The sequence below is a fragment of the Microbacterium invictum genome (assembly GCF_014197265.1).
Classification (GTDB): Bacteria; Actinomycetota; Actinomycetes; order Actinomycetales; family Microbacteriaceae; genus Microbacterium; species Microbacterium invictum.
The window spans coordinates 3,462,209-3,482,083 of sequence record NZ_JACIFH010000001.1 but is presented as its reverse complement, the minus strand read 5'-3'; the positions used below and the strand labels follow the sequence as shown (position 1 = coordinate 3,482,083).

18 protein-coding genes are annotated in these 19,875 nt (G+C 70.3%); 3 read left to right on the top strand and 15 right to left on the bottom strand.

Features of this window, described 5'->3' with window-relative positions:
* Positions 1-13: 13 nt before the first annotated feature.
* Positions 14-1,582, bottom strand: coding sequence for an ABC transporter substrate-binding protein (locus BKA10_RS16045; protein ID WP_183500889.1), 1,569 nt, complete (start codon positions 1,580-1,582; stop codon positions 14-16).
* Between the two features lie 257 nt (positions 1,583-1,839).
* Entirely contained in the window at positions 1,840-2,652 is an 813-nt protein-coding gene (locus BKA10_RS16040; protein ID WP_183500888.1) for an IclR family transcriptional regulator, read from the bottom strand.
* A gap of 129 nt (positions 2,653-2,781) precedes the next feature.
* On the opposite strand from BKA10_RS16040, the gene BKA10_RS16035 reads away from it, so the two are divergent.
* Both BKA10_RS16035 and BKA10_RS16030 read left to right on the top strand, forming a co-directional pair.
* Positions 2,782-5,193, top strand: coding sequence for an alpha-L-rhamnosidase (locus BKA10_RS16035; RefSeq protein ID WP_183500887.1), 2,412 nt, complete (start codon positions 2,782-2,784; stop codon positions 5,191-5,193).
* Positions 5,194-5,227: 34 nt separating this feature from the next.
* Positions 5,228-6,469 carry a glycoside hydrolase family 1 protein gene (locus BKA10_RS16030; RefSeq protein WP_183500886.1) on the top strand — a complete coding sequence of 414 codons (1,242 nt, stop codon included), beginning with the start codon at positions 5,228-5,230 and terminating at the stop codon, positions 6,467-6,469.
* A gap of 72 nt (positions 6,470-6,541) precedes the next feature.
* Here BKA10_RS16030 and BKA10_RS16025 read toward each other — a convergent pair whose 3' ends face one another.
* A complete protein-coding gene (locus BKA10_RS16025) occupies positions 6,542-7,105 on the bottom strand; it encodes an NAD(P)H-dependent oxidoreductase (protein WP_183500885.1) in 564 nt (187 codons plus the stop codon).
* Between the two features lie 27 nt (positions 7,106-7,132).
* Positions 7,133-7,990, bottom strand: coding sequence for a sulfurtransferase (locus BKA10_RS16020; protein ID WP_183500884.1), 858 nt, complete (start codon positions 7,988-7,990; stop codon positions 7,133-7,135).
* Between the two features lie 140 nt (positions 7,991-8,130).
* Here BKA10_RS16020 and BKA10_RS16015 point away from each other — a divergent pair, with 140 nt between their 5' ends.
* A complete protein-coding gene (locus BKA10_RS16015; RefSeq protein WP_183500883.1) occupies positions 8,131-8,688 on the top strand; it encodes a flavin reductase family protein in 558 nt (185 codons plus the stop codon).
* 74 nt (positions 8,689-8,762) lie between these two features.
* Here BKA10_RS16015 and BKA10_RS16010 read toward each other — a convergent pair whose 3' ends face one another.
* From BKA10_RS16010 to paaZ, 11 genes are all read right to left on the bottom strand, one after another.
* Positions 8,763-10,160, bottom strand: coding sequence for an HNH endonuclease signature motif containing protein (locus BKA10_RS16010; RefSeq protein WP_183500882.1), 1,398 nt, complete (start codon positions 10,158-10,160; stop codon positions 8,763-8,765).
* A gap of 97 nt (positions 10,161-10,257) precedes the next feature.
* A complete protein-coding gene (locus tag BKA10_RS16005) occupies positions 10,258-11,451 on the bottom strand; it encodes an AI-2E family transporter (RefSeq protein WP_183500881.1) in 1,194 nt (397 codons plus the stop codon).
* 35 nt (positions 11,452-11,486) lie between these two features.
* Positions 11,487-12,644, bottom strand: a complete 1,158-nt coding sequence (locus tag BKA10_RS16000; protein WP_183500880.1) for an alpha/beta hydrolase — start codon at positions 12,642-12,644, stop codon at positions 11,487-11,489.
* Positions 12,645-12,706: 62 nt separating this feature from the next.
* Positions 12,707-13,477: an enoyl-CoA hydratase/isomerase family protein gene (locus BKA10_RS15995; protein WP_183500879.1), complete on the bottom strand. Its 771-nt coding sequence runs from the start codon at positions 13,475-13,477 to the stop codon at positions 12,707-12,709.
* 9 nt (positions 13,478-13,486) lie between these two features.
* On the bottom strand, positions 13,487-14,698 hold the full coding sequence (paaE, locus tag BKA10_RS15990) for a 1,2-phenylacetyl-CoA epoxidase subunit PaaE (protein ID WP_183500878.1): 1,212 nt from the start codon (positions 14,696-14,698) through the stop codon (positions 13,487-13,489).
* The gene (gene paaD, locus BKA10_RS15985; RefSeq protein WP_372491431.1) at positions 14,698-15,207 is read right to left on the bottom strand and encodes a 1,2-phenylacetyl-CoA epoxidase subunit PaaD; all 510 of its coding nucleotides are present in this window, start codon (positions 15,205-15,207) and stop codon (positions 14,698-14,700) included. The genes paaE and paaD overlap by 1 nt, the downstream gene beginning before the upstream one ends.
* Complete coding sequence (gene paaC, locus BKA10_RS15980) at positions 15,201-16,031, bottom strand: 1,2-phenylacetyl-CoA epoxidase subunit PaaC (protein ID WP_183500877.1); 831 nt, start codon at positions 16,029-16,031, stop codon at positions 15,201-15,203. Before paaC ends, paaD begins: the two co-directional genes overlap by 7 nt.
* Complete coding sequence (gene paaB / locus BKA10_RS15975; RefSeq protein ID WP_183500876.1) at positions 16,028-16,333, bottom strand: 1,2-phenylacetyl-CoA epoxidase subunit PaaB; 306 nt, start codon at positions 16,331-16,333, stop codon at positions 16,028-16,030. The genes paaC and paaB overlap by 4 nt, the downstream gene beginning before the upstream one ends.
* A complete protein-coding gene (gene paaA, locus BKA10_RS15970; protein ID WP_183500875.1) occupies positions 16,330-17,304 on the bottom strand; it encodes a 1,2-phenylacetyl-CoA epoxidase subunit PaaA in 975 nt (324 codons plus the stop codon). Before paaA ends, paaB begins: the two co-directional genes overlap by 4 nt.
* 69 nt (positions 17,305-17,373) lie before the next feature.
* Entirely contained in the window at positions 17,374-17,787 is a 414-nt protein-coding gene (paaI, locus tag BKA10_RS15965; RefSeq protein ID WP_183500874.1) for a hydroxyphenylacetyl-CoA thioesterase PaaI, read from the bottom strand.
* Complete coding sequence (gene paaZ, locus BKA10_RS15960; protein WP_183500873.1) at positions 17,784-19,862, bottom strand: phenylacetic acid degradation bifunctional protein PaaZ; 2,079 nt, start codon at positions 19,860-19,862, stop codon at positions 17,784-17,786. The genes paaI and paaZ overlap by 4 nt, the downstream gene beginning before the upstream one ends.
* Positions 19,863-19,875 lie beyond the last annotated feature (13 nt).

Below are 19,875 nucleotides of genomic sequence, written 5' to 3'. Positions count from 1 at the left end.
GCACCGACGATGATCAGGATGCGGGCTGCAGCGTCGCCAGCAGGGGGAACACCTCGGTACCGGCGAAGGTGGGGGTGGCCACCTTCGCGTCGTCGTATGCCCACGGTGCGAGCTGCTCGTACAGCGGAATCAACCAGCCCGAGTCGACGATCGCCCGATTGAGATCGGTCAACGCCGCTGCCTGTGCCTCCGCATCGTCGCCCGCCGCGCCCAGCGCGCCGGCGGCGCCCTGGATCTCGGGGCTCTCGGCGCCGTGGAAGTTCGCGAAGCCGAACAGCACGCCGTAGACGTTGCCCAGCGGGTTTGTCCAGGTCAACGGGATCGGTCCGCCGAGCGGCTCGGTCTGCACGACCGCGAACGACTCCTCGGTCGACGATGCGGTATTCAGATTCATCGTGACGCCGATGGCCTCCCAGTAGGGCTGCAGCGCCTCGAGGTCGCGCTGGCTCTGGGCGCTGATCGTGAAGTCGAAGCTGAACCCGTCGGGGTAACCGGCCTCGGCCAGCAGCGCCTTGGCTGCGTCGGGGTCGTAGGCGTACTCTTCCTCGATTTCGGGGATGTAGCCCGGGTTGTCGGCGGGAAGGGCGTTGGCGGTCGGCAGCTCCCCGGGGTGGACGGCCTCGACGAACGTCTCGCGGTCGATCGCCATCGACAGTGCCTGGAAGACCCGCGGGTCACCCCACTGCGGTGCCGTCGCGCCGCTCTTGTCGAACGCGATAATGTTGGCGATCGTGCCGCCGTTGGCCTCAACGCTGGTGCCGGCCGATTCTGCCTGCGCCTGAGTGTCCGAGGTGATCAAGGCGGTGTCGACTTCGCCCGAGATCACGGCATTGACGCGCGCCTGCGGGTCGAGGATCGGCCGGAACTCGTACGAGTCGAACGGGTAGTCGCCCGCGGCCGGGTGGTCTTCCTTCTTGACCTGCAGGTAGCTGTTGCCCTTGACGGTCGCCTCGCCGTCGATAATGAGCGGCCCCGAACCGTCCGGGCTCGCGTCGAGACTGCTGCGATCGGCGACGCCGGTGGGTCCGACGATGGCGCCGGCGGGCAGCACCAGGTTCGCCTCGAACCCGGGGTTGGCGGCGGGGAAGGTGAGGGTGACGGTGTCGTCGTCGACGACGGTGACCTCGGTGATCTCGTTCGCTTCGCCCTCGGCGAAGCCGCTGTAGGCCGACAGGTCGGCGTCGCCGCGGAAGTCGAGGTTCTGCTTGACAAGCTCTGCGCTGAGCGCCGTGCCGTCGGCGAAGGTCGCGCTGGTGTCGAGGTCGAGGGTGAGCTCGGTCTGGTCTTCGCTGTACTCGAAATTGGTCACGAGATCGGGCACGACGGCGCCGTCCTCATCGAGCAGGAAGAGGGAGTCGTAGATGCCCTCGAAGAACATCCGCTGCCCGTTGCCGTAGCGGATCGGGTCGTAGCCGAGGGCGGCCTGGTCGGATTCGAGGCCGATGACCAGCTTGGCCGTGTCGGCCGGCTCGTCGCTCGTGCCGGGGTCGCCGCTGCCGCTGCAGGCGGAGAGGACAAGGGCCGAGGCTGCCAGCGCCGCGATGGCTGCGGCGGCGCGTGCGGTGGGTGTGATGCGGGACATCCTGATCTCCTGTGATCGATGTGACGTACGGGACTTCGCTGTCTCGGGATGAAGCGATCGGGTGGCCCCATCCTCGGAACCAGGATGCGGCCACCTGCGACAGAACACCATTCGGATTCAGCCGACATACGTTAGCCGCGTCCTAACAGTGAACCGTCCACGCCGATCCTGTTGGCGGCAACCATATCACTCAGTGAAATGCATTTTCATTACGTTTCGGGCATGGCGAGGCCGACTCCGCAGAGCGGATGCCGGAGTTATGCCGCGCCGGACCAGCCGAGCAGGCCCGAGATCTCGTCGGCGGCAGCGAGCACTGCCGGCGCGAGCTCGTCGCGCAGCCGCTGCGAAGGCCAGGTCGAGGACTGGACCGCGACGTTGATCCCGGCGATCACGGCGCCGTCAGCGTCGCGGACCGGCGCCGCGACCGAGCGCAGCCCGAGCGCGAGCTCTTCGTCCTGCAGCGCCCAGCCACGCTCGCGGATCTCGGCGAGCTCCAGGCGCAGCGACCCGGCATCCGCGATCGCATTCGGCCCCGACGACGGCAGGGCGAGCGCGCGGTCGAGCGTGGCGGCCGTTTCCTTCGCGGGGGCGAAGGCGAGCAGCAGCTTGCCGATCGAGGTGAACGCGGCCGGCAGCGTCGAGCCGACCTGGATGTTGGCGGTGACCAGGTCGGCGTTGCGCAACCGGACGATGTAGAGGATCCGGTCGCCGGCGAGCACGGCGAGGTTGGTCGTCTCGCCGGTCTGCTCGCCCAGCCGGCGCAGCCGCGGCGTGGCGAGGGTGGCAAGGTCCGAGGCGCGCAGCGCCGCACCGCCCAGGGTGAGAACCTTGACGTCGGGGCGGTACTGGCCGTCGTCGAGCTGTTCGAGGTATCCCTCCTCGACGAGGGTCGCCACGATGCGGAACGCGGTGGGAGTGGGGATGCCGGTGGCCTGGGCGATGTCGCGCAGCCGCCACTCCGGCTGGCGCTCGGTGAACAGCGACATCACGCGCAGTCCCTTGGCCAGCGCCTCGACCGTGTACTGGCCGCGCTTGATGTCAGCGGGCGCGTCCGGGGTGGCGCCTGTCATCGTCGCTCCTTCTGCTGGAATGGAATCGACACTATCCCGTGCACGGCCGCGAGGATGGACTCGACATTCGAAAGCTGCTTTCATAGAGTGAAACGTGCGAGACCCCCGCACCACCCGACGAGGATGTCCATGGTCACCGAACCCGCCGCCCCACGGCCCGACGAGCCGCGCGCCGCGACGCTTCGCGCCGCGACGTGGATCCGCGCCGACGACGAGGTGCGCCCCGCGGGCGAACGTCCGGCGGTGCTGCTGCGGGGCCGGTTCACCGGGGCGCCGGGGCGTGCCGTGCTCACGGCGGCAGCGCATGGGGTGTTCGAGGTGTTTCTCAACGGCATCCGCGTCGGCGACGACGAGCTCAGCCCCGGGTTCACCGCGTACCGGCGCCGGCTGCAGGTGCCGCAGTGGGACGTCACCGACCTGATCGGGCCCGGCGAGAACGTCGTGGGCGTCGTGCTGTCGGACGGCTGGTTCCGCGGCCGCCACGGCTTTCAGCGCCGCCCCGACGGGTTCGGCACCCGCACCGCACTGCTGCTGGCGATCACGACCGAAGTCGGCCAGGCCCTGGCCGCCACCGACGCCGACTGGCAGTGGCGCGAGAGCCACATCACGCGCGCCGACCTGATGGACGGGCAGTCCGAAGACCTGCGGCTGTTCGACCCGGGATGGGCGACCGCCGAAGCCGGCCGGGCCGATGCCGCGTCAGACGGCACGGTGGCCGCCTCCGCACCCTGGCATCCTGTCGTCCTCGCCGACGACCCGCTGTGCGCCGACCGCACCCGCCTCGTCGCCCCGATCGCTCCCCCGGTGCGCCGGGTGCAGACCCTCGCGCCCGTGTCGGTGACCCACCCGCGCCCCGGCATCGCAGTGATCGACTTCGGGCAGAACGTCAACGGCTGGGTGCGGTTGCGCGCCCTCGGCGGTGACGGCGAGCGCACCGTGATCCGCCACGGCGAGGCGCTCGACGATGCCGGTCTGCTCACCACCGACCACCTGCGCGCGTTCGACTTCGCCTCGCGCAGTCCCCTGCCGGCCGGCCAGATCGACGAGGTGACCTCGCGCGGCGAGCCCGGCGACGTGTTCGAGCCGCGGCACACGACGCACGGGTTCCGCTACGCCCAGGTCGAGCGCGACGGCCTCGTGCTGGATGCCGGTGACATCGAGGCGGTGGTCGTGCACACCAACCTGGTCCGCACCGGCTCGTTCGCGTGCTCGGACGAACGGCTCGAGGAGCTGCACGAGGCCGTCGAGTGGAGCTTCCGCGGCAACGCGTGCGAGGTGCCCACCGACTGCCCGCAGCGCGAGCGCTCGGGCTTCACCGGCGACTGGCAGGTGTTCGCCGATACCGCGGCCGCCATGTACGACGTGTCGGCGTTCAGCCGCAAGTGGCTACGCGATCTCGCCGCCGACCAGTGGGACGACGGCCGCGTGCCGACCGTCATTCCGAATCCTGCCGGTGCCCAGCCTTCGGGCGACGCGTTCGAGGACATGAGCGCGGGGTCCGCCGGCTGGGGCGATGCCGCGGTCTTCGTGCCGTGGTCGATGTGGCGCGCATACGGCGATCGCGCGGCACTGGCCGAGGCATACCCGGCGGCGCGGGCGTGGGTGGAGTACGCGCGGTCGCGCGCGGCCGAACTGCGGCATCCGCAGCGCGAAGCGCGCCGCCCGGACCCGGCGCCGCACGAGCAATATCTGTGGGATGCCGGGTTCCACTTCGGCGAGTGGCTCGAGCCGGGCGTGCCGCCGAATCCCGATCCGGCCGCCGACCACGGCATCGTCGCGACCGCCTACCTGGCGCGCTCGGCCGAGCTGCTGGGGCGTATCGCGGCGGTGCTCGACCGCTCAGCCGATGCGGCCGAGTACGCCCGGCTGAGTGCCGATGCGAAGAACGCCTGGGCGACGGAGTACCTGCCGGACCCCGCGGCGTGGTCGCAGGGCGACCACGTGCGTGCACTGGTGTTCGGCCTGGTTCCGGCATCCGCTCGGCAAGAGGTGGCCGACCGGCTCGCCGCGCGGATCCGCGAGAACGACACGCGGCTGGGCACCGGATTCCTCGCGACCGGCATGCTGCTGCCTGCCCTGGCCGACCACGACCACCTCGACCTCGCGTACGAGCTGCTGCTGTCGGAGCGCGATCCGTCGTGGCTCGGCATGCTGCGCCGCGGCGCGACCACCATGTGGGAGTGGTGGGACGGCGTCGACGACGCCGGCGTGCGCGGCTCGCTGAACCACTACAGCAAGGGCGCGGTCGCCGCGTTTCTGCACACGCACGTCGCCGGCATCGGTCTGCCCGACGATCCCGGCGAAGCGGATGCCGGCTACCGCCGTGCCCGCATCGCGCCGCGGCCGGGTGGCGGACTCACGTCGGCGGCCGCGTCGATCGAGACCGGCCACGGCCGCCTCACCGTGTCGTGGCGCCTCGCCGACGGCGCGTTCGCGCTCGATGTCGAAGTGCCCGACGGCATCGCCGCCGACGTCACCCTGCCGGACGGCACCACCGACGTCGTCACCGACGGCCACCACTCCTTCACCTGTCTCGCCTGATCACCGGCATCCACCCCCTCGAGAGGACCCGCCCATGAACGACACCGATTTCCCCGCCGACTTCCTCTGGGGCGTCGCCACCGCCGGTCACCAGAACGAGGGCGACAACGTCGACAGCGACACCTGGTTCCTCGAGAACGTGACCCCGACAGTGTTCCGCGAGCCCAGTGGCAAAGCAGCCAATGGCTGGGAGCTGTGGGAGTCCGACCTCGACCTGGTCGCCGGCATGGGGCTGAACGCCTACCGGTTCTCCGTCGAGTGGGCACGCATCGAGCCGCGCGAGGGCGAGTTCTCGGATGAGGCGCTCGCCCACTACGAAGCGGTGGTCGACGGATGCCACGCGCGTGGCCTCGCGCCCATCGTCACCTTCAACCACTTCACCTCGCCGCACTGGTTCGCCGCCCGCGGCGCGTGGCTCGACCCCGAGGCCGCGAATCTGTTCGCCCGGTACTGCGGCGTGGTGATGGACCGTTTCGGCGACCGCATCGCCCTGGCGGTCACCTTCAACGAACCCGATCTGCCCGAGATGCTGACCTGGGCAGGCCTGCCCGACTTCGTCGCCGACCTCGAGCGGCAGACGCTCGAGGCTGCCGGCGCCGCGGCCGGTGTCGAGCGCTACCGGGCCGGCAACGTCATGCTGCGCGAGGACTTCGCCGGCATGCGCGCCGGGATGACCGCCGCGCATCGCGCCGGTCGCGCGGCGATCAAGGCGCGCCGGCCCGACCTGCGCGTCGGCCTGTCGCTCGCGATGTGCGACGACGTCGCCGTGTCCGGCGGGGAGGAGGTCCGCGACCGCAAGCGCGCTGAGGTATACGACTACTGGCTCGAGCTCGCACGCGATGACGACTTCGTCGGTGTGCAGAACTACGAGCGACTGGTCTACGGCCCCCATGGGCTGCAGCCCGCCCCCGAGGGTGCGGTGCTCAACGGCATGGGGACGGCGGTCGATCCCGAGTCGCTGGGCGGTGCCGTCGCGTATGCGCACCAGATCAGCGGCGTACCGGTCCTGGTGAGCGAGCACGGCGTCAGCACGCCCGATGACACCATCCGTGCCGGCTTCATCGAGCCGTCGCTGGCTGGCCTGAAAGCGGTGATGGATGCCGGGGTTCCCGTCATCGGCTACTGCCACTGGACGCTGATGGACAACTTCGAGTGGATCTTCGGCTACGGGCCGCGGCTGGGCCTGCACAGTGTCGACCACGATACGTTCGAGCGCACCGCCAAGCCGAGTGCCGGCGTCTACGCCGGTCTGGTCCGCGCGGCGCGCGGCATCTGATCGCGGCGCGGTCGGCGCTCCGGCCGCAGCGTCGGCAGCGCCGACCCGGCCGCACCGCGACCACAGACGCGACTACGAGGCGATCGCTCGCAGCGTCGGCAGCGCCGCCTCGACGGCGCGGGTGATGACGGCCGGCAGGGCGCCGTCGGGTGCGATCCGCTTGCCCGACGGCGCTCCCTCGGCCGCTTCGAAGTCGACGGCGCGCGCGTAGACCCCGACGGGCAGGGTGTGCGCGCGGAAGAACGCGAACAGCGGCCGCAGCTCGTGGTCGATTGCGAGGGAGTGCTGGTCGTTGCCGCCGCCGGCGGCCAGCAGCACCGGCGTCCCCGCTATCGCGTCCTGGTGCAGGACGTCGATGAACTGCTTGAACAGCCCGGTGTAGGAGCCGCGGTAGATGGGTGTGGCGATCACGAGCACGTCGGCGGCAGACACGGTGTCGAGGGCCGCGGTCACGGCATCCGATCTCACTCCCCGCGTCAGCGTCACGGCGAGATCTACGGCGAGCGTATGCAGCTCGATGAGCTCACGCTCGATCGCGACGTGGGTCGCGATCTCGTCGAGGATGCCCTCCAGCAGCAACTCGGTGGTGGACGGCGAGCGCAGGCTCCCCGAGACGGCGACGACACGCAAGGTCATCGGTTCTCCCTCGTTGAGTTCATGGCGTCAGACGGCGCCGATCAGCTCGGCCGGCGTGGGGCCCACCGCGACCGGCCGGCCGGGGCTGCGGGACCACTGGCTCCACGATCCGACGTACACGCGCACGGGCAGTCCGGCCGTGTCGAAGGCGAGCGCGGTGTGCATCGAGGCGACGCCCGACCCGCAGTAGACGACGACGTCGGCATCGGGATGGATGCCGACAACCGCCGCCGCGGACCGGATCTCCTCCGGTGAGCGCAGCAGCCCGTCCGGAGTGATGTGAGTCGCGGTGGGCAGGTTGACAGCGCCGGGGATGTGCCCGCTGACCGGGTCGAACCCGGGATCGGAGCCCCGATAGTGGCGGGGAGCGCGCACGTCGATGAGCACCCCGTGGCGGGGCACGAGTGCGGCGTGGTCGAGCGTGGCGATGTCGTCGGATGCCGGGGGCGTCAGCTCGATGTCGCCCGGGCGCACGGCGCGGTCACTGCGCTCGAGGCGCAGACCGGCGCGCACCCACGCACGGAAGCCGCCGTCGAGCACGCGCGTGTCGATGCCGTGGCGGCGCAGCAGCCACCATGCACGCGCCGCCGGCACGCTGTCGTTGTCGTCGTACACGACGACCCGATCGCCGTCGTTCAGCCCCCATCGCCGTGCGGCCGCGGTCAGATCGGCGATATCGGGCAGCGGGTGACTGCCTTCTTCGGGCCGGCCGCGCCGGGTGAGCTCGCGCTCGAGGTCGACGAACACCGCGCCGGGCAGGTGGCCGCCGAGGTAGTCGATGCGCCCCTCGGGCAGGTCGAGGCGCCAGCGCACGTCGAGCAGGCGCACGGGGGCGCCGGCCGTGAGTTCGGCCGCAAGCTCATCGACGCGCACGAGTGCTGACATGTCCCCATGGTGCCCAGATAGACCCGGCACGACGGGTCGGGCGCAACACTCGGAAACGGGCGTCGTCATATTTGTTCACACGCGGTCATGAAAGCTCACACGCGACCCTTCACCCCGGCATCCACACGTACGGTCGGATCATGACGTCCCCTGCCACGAACGAGATCCCCGACACCACGGCACCCGAACACCGCTTCGGCATGTCGCTGTCGGCGGACGAGTTCAAGGGGCTGTTCCGTGGCCACCCGGGGGGCGTGGCCGTGATCACCGCCGATGCCGGCGACGGACCGGTGGCGCTGACGGCGACCTCGGTGTCGTCGGTGAGCGCCGAGCCGCCGCTGCTGATCTTCTCGGTGTCGGCGCTGTCATCGGCGGCGGACGTGCTGCTGCAGGCCGAGACCGTCGTCGTGCATCTGCTCGACGCACAGGACATCGACGTGGCGAAGCTGGGCGCCACGAGCGGCATCGACCGGTTCGCCGAAACGCACCGCTGGTCGCGGCTCGTGACCGGCGAGCCGGTCTACCACGACGTGCGCGCGTGGGTGCGCTGCGCCGTCATCGGACGGATGGATGCCGGTGGCTCCACCGTCATCGCCGCGCACGCGCTGCAGTCGCAGGTCGAGCGCGACGAGGCCGATGCGCTGGTCTACCACAACCGCACCTGGCACCGGCTCGGGGACCACTCCCTCATCGTGTGAAGGCCCGGGGTGCGTCGGCGTGTCACGATCCTCGTGCTGGGCATCGTGACACTGCAGGTGCTCGGAGCGCCCGGTCAGGTCTGCAGGACCTTCGACCGCAACCGGGTCGGCGAGGTGGTGACCGGTCGCCATTTCGGCGACGGATCGAGCCAGTAGGGTGCCCGGACCTCGGGCACCCCGGCGTTCATGCGGATCTTCCATCCGATGCTCTCGAGGAACCGATGGTGGTACCAACAGAGCAAGACCCCGTTGTCTGTGTGGGTGGGCCCACCCTTCGCGTGCTCGACCACGTGGTGGATTTCGCTCCAGGCGGCTGGGACGCCGCAGCCGGGGATGATGCATCCGCCGTCGCGCAGTGCGATGGCACGGCGCTGATAGCGGTTGAACACCCGGTCTTCGACGCTGATCCTCAGGATGCGCCCGTCGCGCCGGCTCACCACCCGCTGGATCACCCCGGAGCATGCCACGTGCAGTGCGGCGGCGATCGACAGCGGCTGCTCGCAGTCCTCGGCGTGTGCGTATCCGCGGCCCGACTCCAGCTCTTCTTCGGTGACCGAGACCACGAGTGTGGGTGCTGCGCCGCCGATGGTGGGCAGCACGCCGCTCGCGGCGGCGACCTGCAGCACCGTTGCCAGGGTGTCGTGCAGCTTCTGCCCGTGGGTGCGATCGTCGCGCGGCGGTTCGGGAACGTCTGCGCCGTCAGGCACGAACTCGACCGACCGCGGTGAGTGCTGGGCGTTGTGGACCCGCATCAGGAGTGCGGCCACTTCAGGCATGATCATGCCGTTGACGGGAAACCCGTACGGCGTCTCGGCGCCCAATCGCAGGAAGCGCTTGCGGGCCGATGCACGCTCGCGCGGCTCGGCCCCGTCTTGATCGAGCGCCAGTGCCCACGCCGACGCCTGCACGCGCAGCAGATCCGCGCTGAGCGGCGGCGAGCCGTCGGGGCCCTCGCCACGCGCCTCGGCGACCACGACGCTCACGGCCTGTCGCCGGACCTCATGCGGCACACGACGACCGGTCTCCTTCAACGGCGTCGCGATGGCGAGCACGCCGTCGACGCCGACGACACCGTCGACCATCGCTTCGCGCAGCTCAGGCAACTCCGCCTCGAGCAACTCACCGGTCGTACCGGAGATCACCGGCCGCACCGCTTTCGCCGCTTTCTGCAACCGGGATGCCGTGGGCCCTGCCACGCGAGTCAGTCGCTCGATCAGCTCGCCGACGTTCCGGCAGCCCATTCGCGAGGTCATGCGGTCAGCCACGAAAGCACCTTCCGACCGTCGCATGACTTCGCCGACCACGTCGACCATCGCTGCTTCGACCAGCCGCTGGGCGACGGCCAGGTCACTGAGGATGTTCGCGAGTTCGGACTCGCTGACCCCTTGGAGCACACCACTGGTCGCCCCTTCGCGCACCACCTGCGCGGCCTGCTGCTGCAGGTCGGCGATGGGTGCGCTCAAGGTGTTCATACCTCCCATTATGGAGAGGCCCTCCGACATTGAGAGGCGTATTTTCGTTCGAATCAGACCTTTCGCATGAGGGTTCTCTCATGCGCAGGCGATACCCCTACGCGATCGGCTGCTGGGTCGATTCGTCGACGTCCACGCCCGCGTCCCGCCGCTTCGGCCGTGCCCAACGCGCGGGCGTGTGCGGGCCGTCCCAGACCTGGACGATGCCCCATGCGACGGCCGTGATCGGCACGGCGAGCACCGCCCCGACGATGCCGGCCAGCACCGTGCCGACGGTCAACGCGATCAGGATCACGAACGCATGCAGCTTCATCGAGCGCCCCATGAGCACCGGCTGCAGCAGGTTTCCCTCGAGCTGGTTGACCAGCACGACGACGCCGACGACGATCAGCGCGATGACCCAGCCCTGCGAGACGAGAGCCACGAGCGCCGCCAGAATGCCGGCCAGGGTCGCGCCCACGATCGGGATGAACGCGAGCAGGAACACCAGCACGCCCAGCGGCAGCCACAGCGGCACGCCCAGAATGAGCAGACCGATCGTGATGCCGATGGCATCCACCGCCGCCACAGCCGCCGTCCCGCGCACGTACGAGCCGAGCGTCGATACCGTCTTGTCGCCGACGCGCACCGCACGCTCGTAGTTCTCGCCACGGAACGGGCGCAGCAGGAAGGCCCACATCTGCGGCCCGTCCTTGAGGAAGAAGAACAGCATGACGACCATCAGCACGAGGCCGGTCACGAAGTTCGCCACCGCACCGACTCCGGCGAGCGCGCCCGACCCGAACTGCGCGCTCGTGACGAAGTCGCCGAGCGCTGCGATCCACTCGTCGAGCTGCTCCTGATCGATTTCGAACGGCAGGGTGTTCACCCACGCGAGCAGATCCTGGAAGCCCTGCTCCGCCTGCGTGTACAGCTCGTCCCACTGATCGCGCACGGCCCAGACGATCAGCCACGAGACGGCGCCGAGGATCACGAGGATCGCGAGCATCGCCAGCAGCGTCGCCACCAGAGACGGGACGCCCCGTCGTCGCATCCACGACATGACCGGCGCGAACGCCGACGCGAAGATGAGGGCGATCACCAGCGGAATCGTCACGACGGTCACCTGCTGGATGCCGACGATCAGCGCCGCGGCGATCCCGGCGACGAGCATGACCTGCAGTGCACGGATCGCGAGGACGCCCAGACCGTCGGTCCACAGGCTCCACGGCCTGCCGGGCGCGTCCACACGCAATGACTTCCCACTCGTGTCGAGGCGGACGGACTTGGGTGCGGAGCTGAACAGTCCCATGCTCCGACGGTAGACGATGGATGCCGCAGGCCCGCCTAAGTGCGCGACCTCACGACAGCGGTGAAGGCCTCGATCCCGTCCACGACAGCGGAGTAGCGCAGCGAATGGAACAGGTCGAACGCGTGCTGGCCGTGGGCAAGCTCCGCGTAGACGACAGGGCTCGAGGATCCGGCGCGCAGGTGGGCGACGGTGCGGCGCGCCGTCTCGACGTAGGCGATCGTGTCGTTCTCGCCGTGCGCGACGAAGACCGGCGGCGCGCCTTCGGCAGTGTGGCCCAGCGGGCCGGCCTCGGAGCCGGCGTCGCCGAGTTCGTAGTATCCGCCGTGCCAGCCGTAGATGCTGACGGCGGCGGTGACCGACGTATCGGCGTCTTCGAACCCGGGCTGGTACCGCGGGGCGTTCGGGGTGAGCGCCGCCATGGTCGCCATGTGACCGCCCGCCGAGCTGCCGGCCACGACGACGGTGGCCGGGTCGGCGCCGATCTCGTCGGCGTGCCGGCGCACCCACGCGATCACGCGCTTGAGGTCGGACAGGTGATCGTAGAAGTCGGCGTGCGGGCGCAGCCGGTAGTTCGCGCTGACGGTCACCCAGCCGCGGCTCGCGAGGCGGAAGAGCAGCGCCCGCGACTCGAAGCTCTTGAACCCTCCGGAGTACCCGCCGCCGTGAAAGTACAGCAGCACCGGGGCGTTCGCCGGGTGCGAGCGGTGCCGGTAGAGATCGAGCAGGTGCGCGCGTCCGGCAGGACCGTATGGGATGTTCCGGCGGCGCTCGACGCTGCGCGGCCGGAAGGCGAACGTGAGCAGGACCCTGCCCAGCGGCGCCCGCGTGCGCAGCCCGTTCGCCAGCGACGGCTCGAGCTCATCCCGCCAGCGCGGTCCGAACGCCTCGTCCAGACTCTGCTGGACGACCGGGCGCGCCCTGGCACCGCGTGCGACGATGACCGCGAGACCGGCGACCAGCAACATGGTGAGCGCCAGCATGACCCAGGCGGCCGGAGTGGTCAGCGGGTAGTCGACGAAGGTCAGTGCGGCCGAGATCGCGATCACGGCGAAGAAGAGGAACGGCGCCTCGTTGTACGCCGCGGCGACGCGGTAGGCCAGCCCGCCGAGCCAGTAGGGGCGGCGCGGCGGCCAGAGTGTGAGGGCGACCAGGGCACCCTGCAGCACGAGGCCGGTGAGGTATCCGTATGACACGGGGAGCCACGTTACGTCGCACCGTCCCCGGTGTCCAGGGGGTCAGCGGCGCGAGCCGCGGATCAGCGTCCGTGGAACTCCGGCGCCCGTTTTGCCTGGAACGCCGCGAATCCTTCCCGATAATCCGCCGTGTCGCACAGTGCCGCCTGGGCCGCATTCTCGGCATCCATCGACCGCCACAGGCCCAGTCTCTGGTCGCGGAGCTGCGCGATGAGCTGCTTGCTCGCGAGGAAGGCGGCAGTCGCGCCGGTGGATGCCGCTGTCGCGGCCGCGACGGCCTGCTCCCCCACGTCTTCGGCGGGGAAGACCTGCGAGAACAATCCGGACTGCACGGCCTCGGCTCCCGTCATGAGACGGCCGGAGTAGATGAGGTCGAGGGTCTTGTGCGCGCCGAGACGCTCGAAGAACAGAGCGTGCCCGCCCGAGTCGAGGGTGGCTCCGAGCGCGGCGAAGGGGGAGCCGATCTTGGCGTTCTCGGCGACGTAGACGACGTCGGTGGCAATGAGCAGGCCGAGTCCGACGCCCAGGCACGCGCCGTGCGCGGCGGCGAACGTGGGGGCGGGGAACGCCGCCATGCGCTGCAGCACCGGGGTTACGAGACCGTCGAGGTATCCCGACACATCGTCGTCCCGCGGGTCGACGCCCGAGATGTCGCGCCCGGCGCAGAACGCGCGGCCCTCGCCGCGGAGGACGAGCGCGCGGACTCCGGCGGACTCGGCGTCGCCGTACGCGTCGCCGAGGTCGCGCACCGCCTGCTCGTCGAGCGCGTTGAGCTTGTCGGGGCGCGACAGGGTGAGGTGGGCGACGTCGTCGCGGATGTGCAACTCGATCATGCGAGGCTCCTATACGTCGTAGTCGACCGACACCGCAACACTCGTCGGATGCGATTGGCAGGTGAGGATGTAGCCGCGCTCGAGCTCGTCGGGTTCGAGCGCATAGTTCTCGGTCATCGTCACCGATCCGGTCACGAGCCGGGCGCGGCACGTGCCGCACACTCCGCCGGCGCATGCGAACGGCACGTCGGGCCGAACCCGCAGCGCCGCGGTGAGGATCGATTCGTGCGCGGCGGTCGGGGTCTGCACGCGCGACGACTGCCCGTCCAGTGCGAAGTCGATCGTGACGACGGCGTCGCCCTGCCGCACCGCCACCGACGGTGCCGGTCCGGCGGGCGCCTCACCGGTCGTGAACAGCTCGTAGCGCACGTGCTCCCGCGTCACGCCGACGTCGGCGAGCACGTCACGGCACAGCTGCACGAGCTGGAGCGGCCCGCACAGGAACCACTCGTCGATCGTCTCGGGCATCACCAGCAGGTCGAGGATCGTCCGCAGCTTCGCCTCGTCGATGCGCCCCGACAGCACCGGCGCCGACCGCTGCTCGCGCGAGAGCACGTGATGCAGCGCGAGCCGCGTCGGGTAGCGGTCTTTGAGATCGGCGAGCTCCTCGAGGAACATCACGTCGACCGTCGACCGGTTCGTGTAGACGAGGGTGAAGCGCGACGTATCCGACCTCGCCAGAACAGTGGATGCCAGCGCCATCAGCGGCGTGATGCCCGAACCCGCCGCGATTCCGGCGACATGCGCGCCGTCGAGGTCGGCAAGCGTCGAGGTGAACGTGCCCTGCGGGCTCATCACCTCGAGCCGGTCGCCGGGGTGCAGCCCGGTCTGCGCCCAGGTCGAGAACGCGCCGCCGGCGTCGCGTTTGATCGCGATGCTGATCGAGCCGGGCTGCGGCGGACGGCACAGCGAGTACGACCGGCGCAGTTCTCGCCCGTCGAGGGTCGTCCGCAGCGCCACGTGCTGGCCGGGCAGGTAGTCGTAGTCGCCCCGCAGGTCGTCGGGGACGGCGAAGGTCACCTCGACGGCGTCGGCTGTGAGCGTGCGCACCTCGCTGACCGGCAGCGCGTGGAAGCGGGTGCGCCGACGGCCGGGCACCGTCGGGCCGCCGACTGCGCTGCGGAGGAGCGCGTCGGCGATCGGCGCGGCGTCGATGGTCGCAGCGGTGGAGTCGGCATCCGGCCGCGCGGCACCGGCATCCGCCCCCGCATGCGCGCGCATCAGTGCACCTTGAAGTGGTCGAACGGCTCGAGGCATGCCCGGCATTCGTAGAGCGCCTTGCACGCGGTCGAGCCGAAGCGCGCGATCTCGCGGGTGTCGGGTGATCCGCACTGCGGGCAGCGCACGGCCAGGGTCACCGGGATGGGTCCGGCCGCGCGGCGGCCGGTCGGCGGCGCGATGCCGAACTCGTGGAGCTTCGCGGCGCCGGCGGCGCTCATCCAGTCGGTGGTCCAGGCCGGGGCGAGGGTGATGCGCACGTCGACGTCGTCGAAGCCGGCGGCCGTGAGTGCGATCACGATGTCGTCGCAGATGGCGTTGGTCGCAGGGCACCCCGAATAGGTCGGCGTGATCGTGACCGTGACGCGCCCGTCATCCACCTCGAGGTCGCGGAGCACGCCGAGGTCCTCGATCGTGAGCACGGGAACCTCGGGATCGCGGACGGCCGCCGCGACCGCCCACGCATGCAGCGTGGCATCCATCGTCGGCAGCGGATCGATGAGCGTCACCATGTCACCCCCGGGTGCTGTCGGGCGAGCACCTGCATTTCGGCGAGCACCGCGCCCAGATGCGAGAAGTGGCGACCCTGGCGGCCGCCGCCGGCCGACGGCGCGACGGGCGGGATCTCGAGTTCCGCCTCGGCGAACACCACGGCGATGATCGCGTCGAATCGGGGGCGCAGGGTCGATGGGCGGGCCGCGACCCCCTCGAGGCGGTCCGTGAGATCGTCGTCGCGGAACAGCTCGTCGACGTACGGCCACATATCGACCACGGCACGGATCATCCGGCGCCGCGACTCGTCGGTGCCGCCGGCGAGGCGCAGCGTCCACTGCACGGCATGATCGCGGTGGTACTCGACCTCTTTGACCGCCTTGGCGGCGATCGCGCGCAGGGTCGGGTCGGTCGATGCGGCCAGCGCGGTGTAGAGCTCGAACTGATAGGTGGATGCCACCAGCCCGCGCGCGACGGTCTGCGCGAAGTCGCCGTTAGGCTGCTCGAACAGCCAGGCGCTGCGGAACTCGTGCTCATCGCGGACGTAGGCCAGATCGTCCTCGCTGCGGCCGTCGAACGTGCCGGCGTAGTGCAGCAGCGAGCGGGCGTGCCCGAGCAGATCGAGGGCGATGTTGGCCAGCGCCATGTCCTCTTCGAGTTCGGGGGCGCGGGCGATCCATTCGCCGAGCTGCTGCGCGAGGATCAGCGCGTCATCGCCGAGCCGGAGCGCGTACTCGGCGACGTCGGCGGTGGAAGCGCGCCCGTCGGCGCCGCTGAGCTCGGCCGCCAGTTCGACGCGGTCGACCGTGACGTCGCCGTGGCGGGCTTCGAGGGGATGAGTCACAGGTGCGGCACCCCCTCGGACGCCGTGTAGTAGGTGGCGTGCCGGTAGTTCTTGCCGGCCGGCGACTCGAAGAACGCGCCCTTCGAGTCGGGATCGCTCGTCGTGATCGCGTCGGCGGGGACGACCCACACGCTCGTGCCCTCGCCGCGCCGCGTGTAGAGGTCGCGGGCGTTGCGCAGGGCGAGTTCGGCGTCGGGTGCGTGCAGCGACCCGGCGTGGACGTGGCTGAGCCCGCGGTTCGCGCGGACGAACACCTCCCACATCGGCCAGGTGTCGCGATCGGATGCCCCCGGGGTCGTCATGCCGCCACCTCCCGTTGCCCGCGCGCGGCCTGCGTGCGCGCGTACGCGGCGGCGGCTTCGCGCACCCAGGCGCCGTCGTCGTGCGCGTCACGGCGGTGGCGGATGCGCTCGGCGTTCATCGGGCCGCGCCCGGAGAGCACTTCGCGGAACTCGTCCCAGTCGATCTCACCGGTGTGCCAGCGCCCGGCATCCTCGTCCCACTTCAGCTCGGGGTCGGGCAGGGTCACACCGAGGATCTCTGCCTGCGGCACCAGCATGCCGATGAACCGCTGGCGCAGGTCGTCGTTGCTGAACCGCTTGATCTTCCACGCCATCGACTGCGCGGAGTTCGGTGAGGCGTCGTCGGGCGGCCCGAACATCATCAGGCTCGGCCAGTACCAGCGGTCGACGGCGTCCTGCGCCATCTGCCGCTGTGCCTCGCTGCCCTGCATGAGCGTCAACAGGATCTCGAAGCCCTGACGCTGGTGGAACGACTCCTCCTTGCAGATGCGCACCATGGCACGCCCGTACGGTCCATACGATGCCCGGCACAGCGGAACCTGGTTGCAGATCGCGGCGCCGTCGACGAGCCATCCGATCGCGCCCATGTCGGCCCACGTCGGGGTCGGATAGTTGAAGATCGACGAGTACTTCGCCCGGCCGTCGATGAGCTGCGCGGTCATCTCGTCACGACTGATGCCGAGTGTCTGGGCCGCCGAGTAGAGATAGAGGCCATGTCCGGCTTCATCCTGGACCTTGGCCATGAGGATCGCCTTGCGCTTGAGACTCGGTGCGCGGGTGATCCAGTTGCCCTCGGGCTGCATGCCGATGATCTCGGAGTGGGCGTGCTGCGAGATCTGCCGGATCAGGGTCTTGCGATAGCCCTCCGGCATCCAGTCACGCGGCTCGATGCGCTGATCGGCGGCAATGAGCGCATCGAAGGCGGCCTGCAGTTCTTCGGCATCGGTGCCGGCCATCTGCGTCGTGGTCATCAGCGACCCCCCATTACAGAACGTTCGTTCAGTAAGTGTACCCGCGGCGGTGCGACCACGGCAAGCGGCTCAGTGGCCTCGCTCAGCCATCGAGCGATCGGTGCGCAGCGAGCGCCCTCGGAACTCCGCCACCACCTCACCGGCCTCGTCGGTGACGGTGACGTCGTAGACGCCGGTGCGGCCCGAGACCGAGCGGCGCACCGCCTCGGCGGTGAGCGTCTGGCCGGCGCGCGTCGACTTCAGAAACGTGATGTCGGCGCCGGCGGCGACGGTCACGCGGTCGTCTTCGTTGCACGCGATCGCGAAGGCCGTGTCGGCGAGTGCGAACACGAACCCGCCGTGGGTGATGTCGAAGCCGTTGAGCATGTCGTCGCGCACCGCCATGCGCACCCGCGACCGCCCGGGCTCGTCGAGCTCGACGACCATGCCCAGCGCCGTCGAAGCCCGGTCACGCCGCATCATGGGTCGCACCTCGCCGGTCATGTCGTCACCCTCGCGCCATCGCCCTCCACCCACTCCTTCGCGACGAGTGTCAGCACCTCGTAGGTCGCAACGATCTCGTCGCGCTGGTTGTGGATGACGGCATCCCACCGCACCTCCCCGTAGTCGTCGGTCTCGCGCGGCGTGATCTGCTGGGCGGTCAGCGTCACGCGCACTTCGTCGTCGGGCGAGACAGGCGTCACGAAGCGCAGGTTCTCGAGCCCGTAGTTGGCCAGCACCGGGCCCGGATCGGGGTCGACGAACAGCCCGGCCGCGAACGAGACGAGCAGGTAGCCGTGCGCGACGCGGCCCGGAAAGAACCGGTTGGCGGATGCCGCGGCCTCGTCCATGTGGGCGTAGAAGGTGTCGCCGGTGAAGTGCGCGAACGTCTCGATGTCGTCGAGCGTGACCGCCCGCGTCGGAGAGGCGAACCGGTCGCCGAGGCGCAGTTCGGTCAGCGACTTGCGGAAGGGGTGGATGCCGGTGGCCGAGACCGCGCCCGCATGCCACACGCCGGTGATCGCAGTGAGGACATCAGGCGATCCCTGCACCGCGGTGCGCTGCATGTGGTGGAGCACCGCGCGGATGCCGCCGAGCTCCTCTCCCCCGCCCGCACGGCCGGGGCCGCCATGCACCAGGTGCGGCACCGGCGCACCGTGGCCGGTCGAGGTGCGTGCGTTGTCGCGCCCCACGAACAGGACGCGGCCGTTGTACGCGCCGATGCGGGCGAGCAGTTCGGCTGCCACGGCGGGGTCGCCCGTCGCGACGCTGGTCACCAGAGATCCGCCGCCGAGGTTCACCAGCTCGGCCGCCTCGTCGAGGGTCTCGTAGCCGAGGATGCTCGCGACCGGCCCGAACGCCTCGACCTCGTGCACGGCCGGCGTGCGCGGGTCGTCGAAGCCGAGCATCACCGGCTGCACGAACGCGCCCTCGGGCGCCGGCCCGACACTGCCGTCCGCACGCATCACCTCGGGCTCATCGGTCGAGCCGATCAGGACGCGACCACCGGCATCCCGGAGCACAGCGATCTGACGCCGCACCTCGTCGCGCTGGTCGAGCGAGACGAGCGGCCCCATGGTCACCGCATCGGCGTGCGGATCGCCGATGACGACTCGCGCCGCGATCGTGTCGCGCAGGGCCGAGACCACGGCATCCACCGACGAAGACGGCACGATCGCGCGACGGATCGCGGTGCACTTCTGGCCCGCTTTGCTCGTCAGCTCGACGAGCAGCTGCTTCACGTACGCGTCGAACTCGGGCGTGCCCGGCGCCGCGTCGGGCGCGAGCACCGAGGCGTTGATCGAGTCGGTCTCGGTCGTGAAGCGGACGCCCGCTGCGGCCTGCGCGCGCAGCGTCGCGGCCGTGGTCGCACTGCCGGTGAACCCGACGAGATCACCCAGCCGCAGGTGCGCGAACAGGTCGGGCACCGCGCCGCTGACCAGTTGCAGCGCCCCGTCCGGCAGCAGGCCCGCGTCGACCAGGACCCGCACCCAGGCCTCGGCGACGTACGCGGTCGGCGTCGCCGGCTTGACGATGCTCGGGACTCCGGCGAGGAACGCGGGGGCGAACTTCTCGAGCGCGCCCCACATCGGAAAGTTGTAGGCGTTGATCTGCACCGCGACGCCGGGCAGTCGCGAGTAGAGGTGGCGACCGAGGAAGGATCCGTCCTTCGAGAGCGGCTCGGCGGCGCCGTCGACGATCACTCGCGCGTTGGGCAGCTCGCGCCGCCCCTTCGACGCATACGTGAACAGCACTCCGATGCCGCCGTCCACGTCGCTGAGCGAGTCGCGCGCGGTCGACCCGGCGCGCTTGGACATCTCGGCCAGCTCCTCTTTATGGGCGGTGAGTGCGAGCGCGAACTGCTTGAGCAGCAGGGCCCGCTGGTGGAACGTCAGCGCACCGAGACTGTGCTGCCCCACGGTGCGCGCGTGTGCGAGAGCCTCTGCCAAGTGGATGCCGCGGCTGCTCACCCGCGTGATCAGATCACCGGTCGATGCATCGCGCACATCGGCGGCATCGGGGTCTTCCTCCGGCGTCCACCATCGGTCACAGAGATAGCTGGGCAGGATTCCGGTCACGGGTGCACCCTCC